Raw genomic sequence first — 14,162 nt, forward strand, 5'->3', positions numbered from 1 at the left:
GGAGACCTCTGCTCCTGGTGGCGACCTGCGCGACCGTCGGCGGCGTACTCCTCGGCGGCTGGCTGCTGCCGCAGGTCGATCGAGCGTCGAGCGAGGCGGTCGGATCCACGTCGCCCGAGGTGCGCGCGACGCGCCCCCACCCCCGCGCGGTCGGGTCGACCGTCGAGCGGTCCGCCACCCCCGTCCGACTGGAGATCCCGACGATCGACGTGACGACCCGGCTGGTCCGGCTCGGGCTGATGCCGGACCACACCGTGGAGGTGCCCGGCAACGCCGACCTGGCAGGCTGGTTCCACCGCGGACCCGCACCCGGGCGGCGAGGCTCGGCGGTGATCCTCGGCCACGTCGACTCGCTCGACGGCCCAGCCGTGTTCGCCCGCCTGCAGGAGCTGCGGCCCGGCGACGAGGTGACGATCCGACGCGAGGACGGCTCCAGGCTGCTCTTCGTGGTGACCGAGGCGGTGCTCTATCCGAACGCCGACTTCCCGGCCCAGCGCGTGTACGCCGCCCGCGGCGGCCGCCGCCTCAACCTGGTCACCTGCGGCGGCACCTACGACTCCGCCCGCGGCGGCTACCAGTCGAACCTCGTCGTCTACACGCACCGCGCTCCTCAGGGTCTCCCCTGAGCGGACCCGGATTCATCCGTAAGTAGGTAGCCGTCCGGCGCCGCGCTCCCTACTCTCGTGGTGTGACCACCCTCCCGAGCACCCGCTCCGCGCGCCGCACGCCGGCCCGCGCGCTGCGGCCTGCGCGGGTGGCGTTGATCCTCGAGGTGGAGTACCGCCGGGCGAAGCGTGACCTGCGCCAGCGGGTCGCGGATCGCGAGCACGCGCCGCGCTAGCGCGAACGCAGGTGCGCGTTGATCGGTCGGCTTCTCGGCTCGTGACCGGGGGGTCGCGCGGGGATCGGCGGAGGCGCGGGCCAGCCGAACTTCTCCATGCCCCACACGAAGGTGTCGCGCGCGATCTCCACCAACGTCAGCTCGGGATCGGCGTTGTCGACGAACAGTTCTGAGGGGATGTAGACGGACACGCTGACCTCGCCGTTGGCCTTGCGTCCGACCGTACGGCGGACCGAGTCCCGGTCGACCACCAGATCGACGATCGAGAACAGGTCGCCCTGGGTTTGGGGCAGGTAGTCCTGCCAAGCCGGATCTGCGAAGAACCACTCGTTCTCAGCAGTGTCCGGAGCCTTGAATCCCTTGCGTTCGCTCAACCACGCGATCCCGGCGCCGGGAGCGACCTTCTGCGCGCGCGGAGGGAGGCGGGGCGGCAAGGGGGGTGGCGCAGGGAGGTCCGCTGCGGTCGCCATGTCATGGAAGAAGCGCTCCTTGGCACGTCGATAGACCTCCGCGTTGTCCTCCGCGGTCGCTCCGTCGAGCCAGGCCGACGGGATCGTCGCGGCCGCGACGAGCTTGCCGTTCTTCTGCCGCCCGCCCTTGAAGGCGTAGTCGTCGGCGTCATCGCGCACCTTGAGGATCAGTAGGGTCGGCGGGCGGCGCCCGTAGGTCTCCCAGAGGTAGTCCTGCCAGATCGGCGACGCGTCGAAGTCGGCCTCGGACGCGTCGCCCGCCCGCCGCAGAACGAGATGGCGCGACTTCAAGTCGACCCAGTCGAAGGTCGGCATCGGGCCGCTCGGCCGATCCGTCCTGCCCCTCCCGCTGGTCACTACAGACACTTCCTCATCCCGACGGGTCGGTGGCCCTGACGGGCGTAGTACCGCGCACAGTACGTCGCCTCGATCGCCCGAGCGCGGTACCAACCAACCACCTTGGTGCGCATCCACTTCCACTTGCACGTTCGCCAGACGGTGACCTCGTGACCGTCACAGGTCGAGATCTGCGACGCCGGACGCGATGAGCCGAGTGAAGTCTTGGTGATGCCGTACTTCCAGGCGTCCTTCTTGCCGGTCGAATGGCGGGTGAACCAGATCTGGTAGACGTTGTAGCGCACTCGACGGTTCTTCTGGGCCGTCGACGAGTCCTTCCTCGGCCACGGCACATCGTTGGCGTGGACGAAGTCCTTCATCCGGTCGATGGCCGCCGGGACCATCAGAGATCCCATGAGCGCCGTCGCTGTGCCCCAGCCGCTCGTCGTCGTACCAGGCACCAACCCGACCCTGGGCACAGCGACCCTTGGACCGTAGAACTTCGGAAACGGAATGCTGGACAGGTTCTTGCACATGAACACGTCGTCTCGGACGACCGCGCGTTGCTGCGGGGGCCGCATCGTGGTGCACTGCCTCGCCTCCTGCAGCTGAAGATGTCGCGGCAACGGCCCGTACCGGACCTGCGCCGCTGCCTCACCCCCCGCTGGGGCGCCGCCGCGGGCTGGTTCGATCGCGACGACCGGACTGAGCGTGGCGAGCAGCAGGCATGCCGCTGCGATCGTGATGCGCTTCATGAGTTCTCCCGAGTGAACAGTCGGCGTACCGTTTCGTGGAGTTCAGTTTGGGACCAATCGATGCTGATGCGCAACCCCCGATCCGTCGAAGTACGCCCGGCCCGGACTCCGGCGCGCGACACTGGCGTGGTGCTGCGCCACGCGCTCCGAGCCGATCTGCCCCACGTCGTCGACACCTGGGTCGAGGCGTTCTCGGACGACCCGTTCTTCCGCTGGCTCGCGCCCGATGACGAGACCTGGCAGGGGTTCGGCACCGCCTGGCTCTCGATGATCGCGGACCTGTGCTTCGAGCGCGGCCACACGTTCGTCGCCGACCTGGCGGCGATCGCCTGGGTGCCGCCGGACCTCGAGCTCGTCGGCCCCGACGACGTGCAGCGGGCGCAGGAGATCGTCGCCGCCCACGCCGGCGAGGAGCGCGCAGCCGAGGCGCTCGGGGTCATCCTGGAAGCACGCGGGCACGCGCTTCAGGAGCCGCACTGGACCCTGCAGTACGTCGGCGTCCGCAAGGTCGACCAGGGGTTCGGACTCGGCGCCGCGGTCGCCCGGCTCGGGCTCGCCGTCGTCGACACCGACGGTCTCCCCTGCGGGCTGACCTCGACCAACCAGCGGAACCTGCCGTTCTACGAGCGGCTCGGCTTCACCCTCGCGGCCGAGGTCTACGTTCCGGGCAGCAACGCCATCGCGCTGCGGCCGATGGTCCGCGCCGCGCGCCGGCAGAACCGCTAGGCGGGCACAGCGTCGTACGGGTAGGCCTCGAGCACCCGTCGCGCGATCAGGGTCGCCCACGGGCTCGGCGCCCGACCCGGCGGCGGCAGGTGGGTGGCGCCGGCGTACGTGCTGCTGGTCCAGCGGCCGTCGGACCGCCGCCGCGAGACCAGTACGGCGAGGGCGTCGTCCATCCGCGGGTCCCGCGGCACGCCGGCGTCTGCGAGGGCGTCGAGCCCACGGAGCACGTCGAAGTACCACCGCGCCGGGTGGTGCAACCGGGTGAACTCGAGCCGGATCGGCTCGCCGGTGCGCTCGCTGCGGAACAGCCGGTGCAGGAGCAGGAACTCCACGGCCGTCGCCCGCGCCGCCAGCAGCTCGTCGAGGCGGTGGCGGTAGCCCCAGCGCTCGTACTCCGTGATGCCCTCGATCATCGACACCGTCGTGTGGACCGAGGAGTGCCTCGCGCCGCTGCGGTCGAGCTGGCAGTTGAAGCCGCCGTCGGGCAGCCGCTGACCGAGGACGTAGTCGACGACGCTGACCAGGTCGTCCTCGGTCGCGCCGAAGTACGTCGCGTAGCCGAGGGTCATGCCGGTGACGCAGGCATCGCTCACCGCGATGCTGTCGGCCGGGTTGACGCCCCCGTCGCGGCCCTTGTGGTCGCGCAGGATCATCGCCACCGTCTCGCCCGCCGCCGGCTGGTCGCGGCGCAGCCTCATGTTCTTCAGCTCGAGGAGCGTGTAGTGGCTGGAGGTCCACTTGGGTTGGTAGAACCCGCGCCCCCAGTGGCCGCTCGGCCCGCGCGCTGCGAGCAGCGCCGCCCCGTCGCCCTCGTGCTCGATCCGGGCCTGGAGCTCGGGGTCCTCCTCACCGAGGAGGTCGCGCCGGGCCTGGAACCGGACCGCGACGTCGGCCTGCAGCAGCCACGCCAGTACGTCGTCCATCGGCCGATGCCCGCTGCTCAGCCGCGGCGGAGGTCGGCGAGCCGATCCGCGCGCAGCTCCGCCAGCCGGGCCCGCAGCTCGGGGTCGCGCATCACCTCGGCGACGGTCGGGCAGTCCTGGGGCCCGGTGGCGCCGGGCACGCAGAGGGTGCACATGTCGCCCGGCCGCAGCGGGCACATCGCGTCTGGCGCCGCCGCCGGCCCCCCTCTCGCTCTCACACACCCACTTTGCGCGAGGCGACGGCGGCGGGGGTAGGGCCGAAGGACCCGTGCGGAGATCGGACCGCAAGAAACCGCAACGGGCCCGTCGCCGACCCGGCGTCCTGCAGAATGCGATCCATGGAGATCAGGGGTCACGTCTCTGACGGATTCGATCGGGTCGCTGAAGAGTTCGAGGAGAACTTCGCCTCGCGTGGTGACGTCGGCGCCGGGCTCGCCGTGATGGTGGGCACCGACCTGGTCGTCGACCTGTACGGCGGGGTGACCGAGCCCGGCGGGGCGCCGTACACGGATGCGACGCTCCAGATGGTCGCTTCCGTGACCAAGGGGGCGATGGCGATCTGCGTGCTGCGGCTGGTCGACCAGGGGAAGGTCGACCTCGACGCGCCGCTGGCGTCGTACTGGCCGGAGTTCGGCGCGGCCGGCAAGGAGCGAGTCACCGTGCGTGAGGCGCTGGCGCACCGCGCCGGCGTGCCCTACCTCGACGGCGGTCTGACGGTGGAGGACCTGGTGGCCTGGCACCCGGCCGCCGCCAAGCTGGCCGCTCAGGAGCCGGCGTGGGAGCCCGCGACGGCCCACGGCTATCACGCGATCACCCACGCCTGGCTGGTCGGTGAGCTGATCCGACGAGTCACCGGTCAGCTGCCGGGCGACTTCCTCGCGACCGAGGTCTGCTCCCCCCTCGGCCTGGACCTGTACGTCGGGCTGCCGACCGCCGAGCACCACCGGGTCTCGCCGCTGATCCTGCCGGTGCCGCGGGCCGAGCCCGACGAGTTCAGCGTGCGGATGCTGACGGCCGGCACCCTCGCCTTCCGCTCCTTCTTCGTCGGCGACGGTCTGCTCGGTTGGCTCAACCTCCCCGAGCTGTGGTCGTCGCAGGTGCCGTCAGGCAACGGCATGGGCACCGCCCGCGCCGTCGCGCGGATGTACGCCGCAACGACCGGCGAGGTCGACGGGATCCGCCTCGTCTCCCCGGAGACCCTCGCCGACGCCGTGCGCCCGCAGTCGGAGGGACCCGACCTCGTCACCGGTTACGAGACCCGGTACGCCAGCGGCTTCCAGCTCTCGTTCCCGTTCCGTCCCATGTCGGGCGCCGGGGCGTTCGGCCACTACGGGCTCGGCGGTTCCGTCGGGTTCGCCGACCGCGAGCGCGGCTTCTCGTTCGGCTACACGGTCAACCAGATGGGCCCGGCCACGCCGGCCGACGCGCGCTCGGTCGCTCTCATCGACGCGGTCGTGGACTGCCTGGGCTGAGCTCGAGGTAGGCCGCGCACCGCGGCGGGGATCCACACGGGACAATCTCGCAGGATCCGCCGCGTCATCGCGGCGACACCTGGCCAGGTCGAGGTCAGTCGCGCAGCGCAGCCGGCACGATCGTGACCGGATAGGGCTCCTCCGCCGACCACGGCTGGGCGCCTGTCACTGACGCGACCGACTGGTAGCGATCGTCCCGCAGCCTCCACGCGTTGAGCGTGACGTGGCCCGAGGGATCGATCACCCAGTACGACGCCACACCCGCTCGCTCGAGTCGCGCGAACTTCAGGTTGAGGTCGATCAGGCGGGTGCTCGGCGACAGGATCTCGACGACCAACTGGGGCACCGCCGTCAGTCGTCGACCGGATCGATCCGCCTTGCGGACAACGAGCAGGTCCGGCTGCAGAACAGTGTCGTCTGCCAGCACGACATCGGTCGGTGCCCCGTAGACGAACAGCTCCTCCGGGCAGTCGGCGAACAGCAGCCGCATCAGGTTGGACTGCACCGTCTGGTGCACCAGCTCTGGCCCCGGCGCCACGATCAGTGAGCCGTCGACCAGCTCGTAGCGGTGTCCGTCATCGGGCAATGCCTCGAGGTCGTGGACCGTCAAGGGTCGTTGCGGCAGCGTCCTCACAACACTCATGGTGCCTCACTCCGAGTCGTTCGGTCATGACTCAATCGTGAGCCGAGGCTCCGACAAACGGGGCGCGTCATCCACAGGCGGCGAAGGCGGGCCCCGCTCGTCGCCGGCGCTAGCTCGCACTTCTGAAAGGCGCCAGCATCGCCTCGTCGAGGAGCACGACGCGCGCGGCCGCGAGCCGCAGCCGGTTGCTCAGGTGACTGCGGCGGGAAGCGACGGTGACGAGCGTGCCGCGCTGGCCGAGATCCGTGACCGCGTCGGCGAAGATGCCGTCTCCGGAGACGAGGACGACGTGGGCGAACCGCGACGCCACGTCCTCGCGCAGCACCTCGAGAAGAGCGAGGTCGGCGCCGTCCTTTCCGGACCGCACCAGCCGCCTGGCCTTCGGCCAGCTCCACGCGACGTGCTCGTAGCCCTTGTGGCAGGTCGCGACGACGACCTGGTCCATCGGGTGGGCGCCGACCGCGCAGCGGATCGTGAGGCGCGCGCACGCTGCGCACTTCTCGTCGCACACGAGCCCGCCGACGACGTTCTCGATGTCGATCAGCACGAGCCGCCTGCTGCTCCAGTCCATGCGGTCGTTCATCGCTGTGTCCTTGCGCCGGCCCGAGTCGTGGATGTCTGTTGCCCCCACTCTCCGCCGGACGTCCGACACAAAGTCGGCGGCCCGGCCGCTCGCCGGGCAGCAAACCCCGACCGCTCTCGCTCGTTGACGAGAACATGTTCCAGACCCGGGCCGCCCTGCTGACCGCCGGCGCCACTGCCTCCCTCCTGCTGGCCTCCCTCGTCAGTACGCCGACGACGGCAGCGCGGGAACCCGAGCGGGCCGCCCCGCGCACTCTCGTGGTCGAGGCGGGCGACGTCAGCGCGGCGATCGCGACCGCGCCCTTCGGCCTGGAGTTCCGCGACGGCAACGGCAAGACGGTCCTCGGCTCGGTCGAGGGCGGCGGGCTGCCCACTCCATCCCTCCACCTCTCCGACCTGCTCGGGACCCTGGGCGACACCGACGTGGTCCCGCCGCGCTACGCGCCGATCACGTTCACCACGGGCGCGGTGACGATGACCCAGGTGGAGCAGTTCCCCAGCGTGACCGGCAACCCGTTCCTCAGCCTGTCGGCCGGCGCGACGTACTCCCTGACCGACGTCCTGCGCTCGACCCGGCTCGCCGACGGCGGCCTGCGGCTCACCGTCGCCACCGACGACCCCACCGGCCGTCGCGCGATCGTCGAGGTGCGGCCCGACCGGGGCGACGCCGTACGCACGCGGGTGCGGTTCCGGCCGGCGACCGGCATCGCGTTCGTCGGCGCGGGCTTCGCCTCGGGAGACGACGAGGCGTTCCACGGATTCGGCGGCCGGCGCAACGCGATCGACCAGGCGGGCGAGAGCTTCTTCAACTGGATCGAGCAGACGATCTTCGACGCGCCGGTGCTGGGCGGGCAGCCGCAGAGCGGGTGGTACCAGCAGGCGCAGTTCATCTCCTCCCGTCCCTACGGCTTCTTCCTCGAGCAGAGCGAGCTGTCGCGCTGGCGGATGCGCTCGGACCGCGACGATGCGTGGCAGGTCGACAGCAACTCACCGGGGCTGAAGTTCACCGTCGCGCCGGGTCGCGCGCCCCGAGCGATCCGCACGCTGACCGCGATCACCGGCCGCACCCCGGTGCCGCCGCGCTGGCAGGTCGCGCCGATCTTCGCCCAGACCCTCAGCGGCGGCACGACGGGCAAGACCCCCGAGGCCTACGAGGCGGAGATTCGCACCTCGGTCCGCAAGATCGACGAGCTCGACCTGCCCTACCGGGCGTTCAGCTTCGAGGCGTGGTGGCTGCTGCAACGGATCGGCACTCTCGACGACATCATCCGCTTGATCAAGCGCCACGGCATGCGCCCGATCGTCTACTTCCGCGCCTGGGCCGGCAACGACGGCCAGGGCCTCGAGGACGACGCGGCGTTCCGGACCGCGCAGGACAAGGGGTACGCCGCGACCCGCGCCGACGGTTCGCCGTACGTCTTCTCCGACACGCTCGCCCCCGGCAAGCGCGCGGTGCAGCTCGACTTCACCAACCCGGAGACCGTCGCGTGGTGGCGGAAGCGGGTGCGGGCGGTGCTCGACGCGGGCGCCGACGGCTTCATGCAGGACTTCGGCGAGCAGACGATGTGGAACATGCACTTCGCCGACGGGACGACCGGTCGGGTCGCGCACAACCGCTACCCGATCGACTTCCACCGCACCACCCGGCGGATCGTCGAGGAGTGGCACCGGGACAACCCGGACCGCACCGAGCCGATGTTCTACGTGCGGTCGGGCTACTCGGGGCGGCCGGGGTCGGCGGCGTACGAGTCGGCCAACTGGTGCGGCGACTACGAGTCCAACTGGAGCCGTACGACGGGGATCGCCGCGCTCACCACCGACATGCTCAACCGCGCGATCGGCGGCGCCTACGGCTTCCACTGCGACACCGGCGGCTACATGGACCTTCTCTCGGGCCCGACCACGCGAGAGCTGTTCCTGCGGTGGTCCTGGTACGCCGCCCTGACGCCGGGCAACCGCGTCCACGGCGGTCCCGTCTTCGGACAGAAGTTCCCGTGGAGCTGGGACGCCGAGGCGGCGTCCGTCCACCGGGCGTCGTTGCGCCTCCACCGCGCGGCCGAGCCCTACATCCTGCGGCTGTGGCGCCAGGCGAAGCGGACCGGCATGCCGATCACCCGGCCGCTGTGGCTGGCCTATCCGCGGATGGTCGGGGTCCATCAGATCGACCAGGAGTACCTGCTGGGGCCGGACGTGCTCGTCGCTCCCGTCGTTGCCCGCGGGGCGACGCGCCGCGAGGTCGCCTTCCCGCCCGGGTGCTGGCGGCGCCCGGAGACCGGCGCACGCTACGAGTCATCGCTGGTCGAGCCTTTCGAAACCACGGTCCCGGCGCCGATCGACCAGCACGTCTACTTCTTCAAGTGCGGTACGACGCCGTTCACGCCGCCTGGCGCGACCGGCTGAGCCACGCTCGCTGGTCGGGGCGTATCGACGACGACCGCGGCGACGCGTCCAGCACACGCGTCACCGCTTGTCGGCGTCCTTGTACGCGAGGATGTCCTCTGTCGTCGGGCCCGCCGCGGCTGGGCCCTTGCGTCGGCGGATGCGGGCGAGCACTTCATCGATGTCGGGCGTGCGGGCGAGCCTCATCAACTCGTTGCGCAGGTACTCCTGCATCGAGCGACCGCTCCGAGCGGCCCGCGCGGCGAGCTCGGCGCGGACTACGTCGGGGACGTCGCGGATCGTGATGGAGACCATGCATCCATCTTGCTGGACTGCTGCCGTGACGCAACTGACTTCTGGGCTACCCGCCGCCCGTCGAGCTGCACCACCCCCATGGGGAGGTCCGCCGCAGGGCCGCAAGGCCGCAGGGAATGTCACGACACCGTCGAGCGCTGCCCCTGCATGGATCTCGAGGAGGCTCTCGCCGCGACGCGAGCCACGCACCAGTCCACGCTGACCACGATCCGTCGTGATGGGCGACCGCAGATCTCGAACGTGCTGCACACGGTCGACGACGCCGGCGTCGTACGGATCTCGACGGTCGCCCATCGCGCCAAGGCGCGCAACCTGGCCCGTGAGCCGTGGGCTGCGCTGCACGTGAACGGACCGACCTTCTTCAGCTACGCGGTGCTCGAGGGCCGGGCCGAGCTGTCCGCGGTCGCCGCCGCCCCCGACGACGCCGTCGTCGACGAGCTCGTCGACCTCTACCGCGAGGCCGCCGGCGAGCACGACGACTGGGCCGGCTACCGGCAGGCGATGGTCGACGAAGCGCGCCTCGTCATCCGGTTCCGCCCGGAGCGGGCGTACGGCGCCCTCGGTGGACTGCCGGCGGCCAGCGGCACGTAGTCGGCTCGTCTAGGTTGGCCGGAACGATTGCACCGCTGACGCCAGGAGCCACCCCTTGACGAAGGTCCTGTCCGGGATCGTCCCCGGCATCATCGACACCCACATCCACCAGTGGGATCCCTTCACCACGCCGCGGGAGGCGTCGCGGCTCGCGCCGCTCTACCGGCGGGTGCCCCGGTTGTTGGAGCGGCTGGCACCCGTCCTGCTCGACCTCGGCACGCGGGAGATGGTGCGCACCGTCGAGTATGCCGCACAGCCCTACCTCCCCGCCGACTACGCCGCCGACGTGGCCGGCGCCGTCGATGCGGTCGGAGTGCCGGTCGAGTCCGCCATCCACGTGCAGTGCGGCTGGCACCGACCGGACCAGTCCGAGGAGACCGCGTGGCTCGACACCTTGCCGTTCGGTTCCGCGGGCAACCCGGACCTGGTCGGGATCGTGGGCAACGCCGACCCCCGCGAGGCCGGCTTCGCCCAAGCCCTCGATGCGCACGCCCGCGCCAGCGATCGCTTCCGCGGCATCCGGTTCATGACCACGTGGCACCCCGACAAGGGCGTCAAGAACTGGATCGACGAACCGAACGTGATGACATCGCCCGCCTTCCTCAGCGGCTTCGCCGCGCTCGCGGAGCGGGGCCTCACCTTCGACGCCTACGTCTACCACCAGCAGATCGCGGAGGTCCGCGCGCTGGCGAAGGAGTATCCCGACACCACCATCGTCCTCGACCACTACGCCCCGCCGGTCGGTGTCCTCGGACCGATGGGCAAGAGCACCGGCCGTACGGCGAGCGACCGGGCCGACCTCCTCGCCCGGTGGAAGGACGAGCTGACCGCCCTGGAGGACTGTCGCAACGTCGTCGCCAAGCACTCCGGCCTCGCCTTCCCCATGCTCGGCCACAGCGAGCCGGGCGTCACCCGCCAGGAGCTGGCCGAGAAGGTCGCCCCGATCGTTCAGCACACCACCGAGGTGTTCGGCGAGGACCGACTCGTGTTCGGCTCCAACTACCCGATGGACAAGGCGATCGCCACCTACGGCACCCTCGTCGGCGCGCTCGCCGACCTGCTGGCGCCGTACGGTCCGGAAATGCTGCGGAAGGTCTTCCGCGACAACGCGGTGAGCGTCTACAGGTTGTAGTCGCAGCCACTCACACGACGACGACGCGGAGCTCGATCCCGACGACGTCGGCAATGCGTGCGAGGTCGCTCGGGTCGGAGGTGACGACGACGTCGGCGCGACGAGCGGCTCCCTCGACGACGAACAGGTCGACGGCGTCGTCGTGGCCTGAGTGGGCGGCGAGACGACCGACGGCACGAGCTTGCGCCTCTGTCAGCGTCTCGACCCGACATCCCTTGAGCACCCGCGAGAGGCTCGGCTGCGGGCCGCCTCGCCAGACCTGAGCGAGGACACCAGCCGGAACGGTGGGCAAGATCCCCCGACGAAGCGCGTCGGCGTGGATCCCGCCCACCCTGACGTCACCTCGTTCCGCTGCGATCAGGGCGCCGGCGTCGTAAGTGATGCCGGATCTACTCACCGGAGCTCGCTCGGTCGCCGAAAGCGCGGTCGAGCTCTGCGCGAGCCCACTCACGAACGTCGTCAGGGATCGGATGGTCCGCTTCCCACTCCGCCATCCCGCGCCGCCCTTCGCGAAGGTTCAGCTGCTCTTCCAGCGCGGCCGACAGCCAGCCCGAGAAGGTCGTACCGTCCTCGCGGGCAGCAGCCTCGATCTGCTCGGCGACGTGCTCGTCGAGGGACACTGACTTCTTCACCACACCCACCTCTTTACGGTAGCACCGTCGGTAGCACCCGTCATGCGGCAGCCTGCGCCTCGTCCGCAAGGTCACGGCAGAACCGAGCGGCAGGCTCGGCCAGGATCTGGCCGAGCCGCACGTACAGATCTGCGTGGTCCGGCCGGACGCTCTCGGTGAGGGCCACGAAGAGATTCCAGTTCAGCAGTTCGGCGGCGATGCACGCCCAGACGTCGATGACCTCAGGGTCGTCGGTGGGCTGATCACGGAAGGCCCTCCGGACCGCGTCGAGGAACTGCTCGGCGCGCGTCTCGTAGCGGTCGAGCGACTCGAGGTCGCCGTACAGGGTGAGCGCGCTGATCTCGAGACGTACGTCGGACAGGAACCCGAACCGGAAACCCCCGGTCTCGAGTCCCTCGCCCCGCTCGCTGGCCTCGCGGAGAACCTCGATCCAGTTCGCCGGTTCGTCCGCGACCGCTCGGGCCACCGTCTCGGACACGTGGAGCGGCAGCGTCTCGAACATCCGTCCGCCCTCGATCGGAACCATCCGTCCGATCACATGCTCACCCTCGATGAGCATCGCCGCGCTGCCGATGTTGGGTGTCTCGATCCGGTCGCCAGACGCGAGGTCAGCCCAGGTCGTGACGCCAGGCGTCCGCGCGAGGTAACGGAATCCGCCCATCGGCGCGCGCGCCCACGAGTGGATCCGGTCCGCGCCGGCGACAAGATCCGCAGGGGCGCGCCGGAGGTACGACGCCAACACCCCGAACTCGTAGAGCACGCACTGGCGGAACACCCAGTCGTGGTCGATCACCTTGATCCGTGGATCGCTACCGGACGGACACGGCACGCCCTCAAAGCCCCCACGGATGTCCGCGACAGTCAGCAGAGCCCGGTCGAACGCCCGGTTGCGCGTCGGGGACAGCTCCTGCACGGCCTGTTCGAGCAGCCAGCGCGATGTCGCCCAGCGCGGCAACAGCGGGCCGAACGTCGCAAGCTGAACCAGCCGGGCGATGCGCTCGCCGCGCCAGAAGAGCTTGCCGTCCGGGCCGAACAGCTTCTGCTCGATGAGGTCTAGCGCTCCGCGGGCGTCACCCCGGCGCTCCGCCTCGTCGACGGCGAGCATCTGCTCGATGTACGGCGCGTACTCGCCGAACCTTGCGGTCGCCTGCCGTCGCGCGGCCGCGGTCTGCGGGCTGCGGGAGTGGCGCTTCGGGGGACGTTTCCGAGAATTGGGCATGCCGCGACTCTCGGCGAAACAGGCCGCCCCCCGCTACCCGCTCGGTGTGAGCTGTGGATATCACGGCGGACCACCGGTGGGTGGCGGCACGAAGACCGCCACCTTCGATGCGGTGGTCTGGCACTGAGAGGCGCACACTGAGGGTGTGTCGGCGCGGACCTCACCGTCTGCCAGCCGCACGACTTCAAGTCTCCGGCGCGGCCCACTGCCTCGCCTGAGCACCAGCGAAGGACGACCTGCGCACATGACCGACCGCGAGACCTGGGCCGAATCTGCTTACGAGATCCTGTCCGGTGTCGCCGGGCGCTATCAGGCCGTGATCGAGTACACCCAGCTCGGCGAGGAGATCCAGGAGCGCACCGGCGTGACTACCGGGATGGCCGTGCACAACTGGATCGGCGGGGTGCTCGGGCTGGTCGTGGACCGCTGCGTCACCGAGGCCGTCCCACCCCTGACGTCGCTCGTGGTGCGCAAGGACACGGGCATGGTCGGCGATGGGTACGACGCGGTCCTGACCGCCCTGGGAGTCGCACCGCTCGACGACGTGATGAAGCGGGAGAAGCACGCTGCATCGTCGCGGCTGGAGTGCTACCGCTGGGCCAACGCCTCCGGCCTCCCCGCGGACGGCGGCCGCGCCGCGCTCACCCCGAAGCTGGCGGCGTCGACCGCCCGCAAGGCCAAGGCCAATCCCCCGCCCGCGAAGGTCTGCCCGAAGTGCCACATGGCACTCCTCCCCACTGGCGTGTGCGACAGCTGCTACTGATGCCGGGCGGACGCCGTGCTCCGCACCTGCGGATCGGCACCTGGAACCTCGACGCTCGCTGGGATGATCGGCACCGGGCCTTCGTCGATCGGCTCGGCTGCGACGTACTCCTGCTGACCGAGGTGCGGCCCGATGTCCAGATCTCCGGCATGGTCGGCCACCACACGAAGCACCGGATGGCGCGCGGGCAGTCGTGGGCAGCGATCTACGCCGCCGACCTCACCCCCTTCCGCGACCCGCACCCAGCCGTCGCGCTCGCCGAGGTCCAGGGGCTCCGGGTAACCTGCTCCGTGCTGCCATGGCGGGGCGCCGGCGCGCACTACCCGTGGGGTGGCGACCGCAGCGTTGACCGGGTCGGCGACGTCGTCGACGCGATCGTCGCT

At 70.6% G+C, this 14,162-nt stretch carries 19 protein-coding genes; 9 read left to right on the forward strand and 10 right to left on the reverse strand.

Going from position 1 to position 14,162, the window contains the following annotated elements; translation table 11 throughout:
- Positions 1-626, forward strand: a 626-nt coding sequence (locus H0488_RS15950) for a class F sortase (RefSeq protein ID WP_220794668.1), incomplete at its 5' end; no start/stop codon positions are given.
- Between the two features lie 62 nt (positions 627-688).
- A complete protein-coding gene (locus H0488_RS15955; protein ID WP_183100252.1) occupies positions 689-841 on the forward strand; it encodes a hypothetical protein in 153 nt (50 codons plus the stop codon).
- On the opposite strand, the gene H0488_RS15960 is transcribed toward H0488_RS15955, so the two are convergent.
- Both H0488_RS15960 and H0488_RS15965 read right to left on the reverse strand, forming a co-directional pair.
- Positions 838-1,626: a hypothetical protein gene (locus H0488_RS15960; RefSeq protein ID WP_183100253.1), complete on the reverse strand. Its 789-nt coding sequence runs from the start codon at positions 1,624-1,626 to the stop codon at positions 838-840. The two genes, H0488_RS15955 and H0488_RS15960, sit on opposite strands and share 4 nt — an antisense overlap.
- Positions 1,627-1,667: 41 nt before the next feature.
- Positions 1,668-2,063, reverse strand: a complete 396-nt coding sequence (locus tag H0488_RS15965) for a hypothetical protein (RefSeq protein WP_183100254.1) — start codon at positions 2,061-2,063, stop codon at positions 1,668-1,670.
- 468 nt (positions 2,064-2,531) lie between these two features.
- Between H0488_RS15965 and H0488_RS15970 the strand changes: the two genes are divergently transcribed.
- Complete coding sequence (locus H0488_RS15970; protein ID WP_183100255.1) at positions 2,532-3,128, forward strand: GNAT family N-acetyltransferase; 597 nt, start codon at positions 2,532-2,534, stop codon at positions 3,126-3,128.
- Here H0488_RS15970 and H0488_RS15975 read toward each other — a convergent pair.
- Both H0488_RS15975 and H0488_RS15980 read right to left on the reverse strand, forming a co-directional pair.
- Entirely contained in the window at positions 3,125-4,051 is a 927-nt protein-coding gene (locus tag H0488_RS15975) for a hypothetical protein (RefSeq protein WP_183100256.1), read from the reverse strand. The genes H0488_RS15970 and H0488_RS15975 overlap by 4 nt on opposite strands.
- Before the next feature lie 17 nt (positions 4,052-4,068).
- The gene (locus tag H0488_RS15980; protein WP_183100268.1) at positions 4,069-4,269 is read right to left on the reverse strand and encodes a DUF6767 domain-containing protein; all 201 of its coding nucleotides are present in this window, start codon (positions 4,267-4,269) and stop codon (positions 4,069-4,071) included.
- A gap of 120 nt (positions 4,270-4,389) precedes the next feature.
- Between H0488_RS15980 and H0488_RS15985 the strand changes: the two genes are divergently transcribed.
- A complete protein-coding gene (locus H0488_RS15985) occupies positions 4,390-5,523 on the forward strand; it encodes a serine hydrolase domain-containing protein (protein ID WP_183100257.1) in 1,134 nt (377 codons plus the stop codon).
- Between the two features lie 94 nt (positions 5,524-5,617).
- On the opposite strand, the gene H0488_RS15990 is transcribed toward H0488_RS15985, so the two are convergent.
- Both H0488_RS15990 and H0488_RS15995 read right to left on the reverse strand, forming a co-directional pair.
- On the reverse strand, positions 5,618-6,133 hold the full coding sequence (locus tag H0488_RS15990; protein ID WP_246372293.1) for a Uma2 family endonuclease: 516 nt from the start codon (positions 6,131-6,133) through the stop codon (positions 5,618-5,620).
- A gap of 142 nt (positions 6,134-6,275) precedes the next feature.
- Positions 6,276-6,749 (reverse strand): NYN domain-containing protein, encoded by a 474-nt coding sequence (locus tag H0488_RS15995; RefSeq protein WP_183100259.1) that lies wholly within the window; start codon positions 6,747-6,749, stop codon positions 6,276-6,278.
- Positions 6,750-6,883: 134 nt separating this feature from the next.
- Here H0488_RS15995 and H0488_RS16000 point away from each other — a divergent pair, with 134 nt between their 5' ends.
- Positions 6,884-9,148, forward strand: coding sequence for a TIM-barrel domain-containing protein (locus H0488_RS16000; protein WP_183100260.1), 2,265 nt, complete (start codon positions 6,884-6,886; stop codon positions 9,146-9,148).
- A 60-nt stretch (positions 9,149-9,208) separates the two neighbouring features.
- On the opposite strand, the gene H0488_RS16005 is transcribed toward H0488_RS16000, so the two are convergent.
- Entirely contained in the window at positions 9,209-9,442 is a 234-nt protein-coding gene (locus tag H0488_RS16005; RefSeq protein WP_183100261.1) for a FitA-like ribbon-helix-helix domain-containing protein, read from the reverse strand.
- 147 nt (positions 9,443-9,589) lie between these two features.
- On the opposite strand from H0488_RS16005, the gene H0488_RS16010 reads away from it, so the two are divergent.
- Positions 9,590-10,033 (forward strand): PPOX class F420-dependent oxidoreductase, encoded by a 444-nt coding sequence (locus H0488_RS16010; protein ID WP_183100262.1) that lies wholly within the window; start codon positions 9,590-9,592, stop codon positions 10,031-10,033.
- 55 nt (positions 10,034-10,088) lie between these two features.
- Complete coding sequence (locus H0488_RS16015; RefSeq protein WP_183100263.1) at positions 10,089-11,165, forward strand: amidohydrolase family protein; 1,077 nt, start codon at positions 10,089-10,091, stop codon at positions 11,163-11,165.
- Between the two features lie 10 nt (positions 11,166-11,175).
- Here the strand turns inward: H0488_RS16015 and H0488_RS23705 are convergent, their stop codons facing one another.
- From H0488_RS23705 to H0488_RS16030, 3 genes are all read right to left on the reverse strand, one after another.
- Positions 11,176-11,388 carry a hypothetical protein gene (locus H0488_RS23705; RefSeq protein ID WP_220794669.1) on the reverse strand — a complete coding sequence of 71 codons (213 nt, stop codon included), beginning with the start codon at positions 11,386-11,388 and terminating at the stop codon, positions 11,176-11,178.
- Between the two features lie 166 nt (positions 11,389-11,554).
- Positions 11,555-11,797 carry a hypothetical protein gene (locus H0488_RS16025; protein WP_183100265.1) on the reverse strand — a complete coding sequence of 81 codons (243 nt, stop codon included), beginning with the start codon at positions 11,795-11,797 and terminating at the stop codon, positions 11,555-11,557.
- A 40-nt stretch (positions 11,798-11,837) separates the two neighbouring features.
- Positions 11,838-13,016: a hypothetical protein gene (locus tag H0488_RS16030; protein WP_183100266.1), complete on the reverse strand. Its 1,179-nt coding sequence runs from the start codon at positions 13,014-13,016 to the stop codon at positions 11,838-11,840.
- A 244-nt stretch (positions 13,017-13,260) separates the two neighbouring features.
- Here H0488_RS16030 and H0488_RS16035 point away from each other — a divergent pair, with 244 nt between their 5' ends.
- Complete coding sequence (locus H0488_RS16035) at positions 13,261-13,779, forward strand: hypothetical protein (RefSeq protein WP_183100267.1); 519 nt, start codon at positions 13,261-13,263, stop codon at positions 13,777-13,779.
- Positions 13,779-14,162 (forward strand): hypothetical protein (locus tag H0488_RS16040; protein WP_220794670.1); only part of this gene is annotated, 384 nt, incomplete at its 3' end. The genes H0488_RS16035 and H0488_RS16040, both read left to right, overlap by 1 nt.

It is taken from the genome of Nocardioides pelophilus, from assembly GCF_014180685.1.
Taxonomy (GTDB): Bacteria; Actinomycetota; Actinomycetes; order Propionibacteriales; family Nocardioidaceae; genus Nocardioides; species Nocardioides pelophilus.

Coding starts and splice junctions, on each gene's coding strand:
- H0488_RS15960 (WP_183100253.1), bottom strand. CDS start 1,626: ATGCCGACCTTCGACTGGGTCGACTTGAAGTCGCGCCATCTCGTTCTG.
- H0488_RS16010 (WP_183100262.1), top strand. CDS start 9,590: ATGGATCTCGAGGAGGCTCTCGCCGCGACGCGAGCCACGCACCAGTCC.
- H0488_RS16030 (WP_183100266.1), bottom strand. CDS start 13,016: ATGCCCAATTCTCGGAAACGTCCCCCGAAGCGCCACTCCCGCAGCCCG.
- H0488_RS15985 (WP_183100257.1), top strand. CDS start 4,390: ATGGAGATCAGGGGTCACGTCTCTGACGGATTCGATCGGGTCGCTGAA.
- H0488_RS16005 (WP_183100261.1), bottom strand. CDS start 9,442: ATGGTCTCCATCACGATCCGCGACGTCCCCGACGTAGTCCGCGCCGAG.
- H0488_RS15975 (WP_183100256.1), bottom strand. CDS start 4,051: ATGGACGACGTACTGGCGTGGCTGCTGCAGGCCGACGTCGCGGTCCGG.
- H0488_RS15965 (WP_183100254.1), bottom strand. CDS start 2,063: ATGGGATCTCTGATGGTCCCGGCGGCCATCGACCGGATGAAGGACTTC.
- H0488_RS16000 (WP_183100260.1), top strand. CDS start 6,884: ATGTTCCAGACCCGGGCCGCCCTGCTGACCGCCGGCGCCACTGCCTCC.
- H0488_RS16035 (WP_183100267.1), top strand. CDS start 13,261: ATGACCGACCGCGAGACCTGGGCCGAATCTGCTTACGAGATCCTGTCC.
- H0488_RS15995 (WP_183100259.1), bottom strand. CDS start 6,749: ATGAACGACCGCATGGACTGGAGCAGCAGGCGGCTCGTGCTGATCGAC.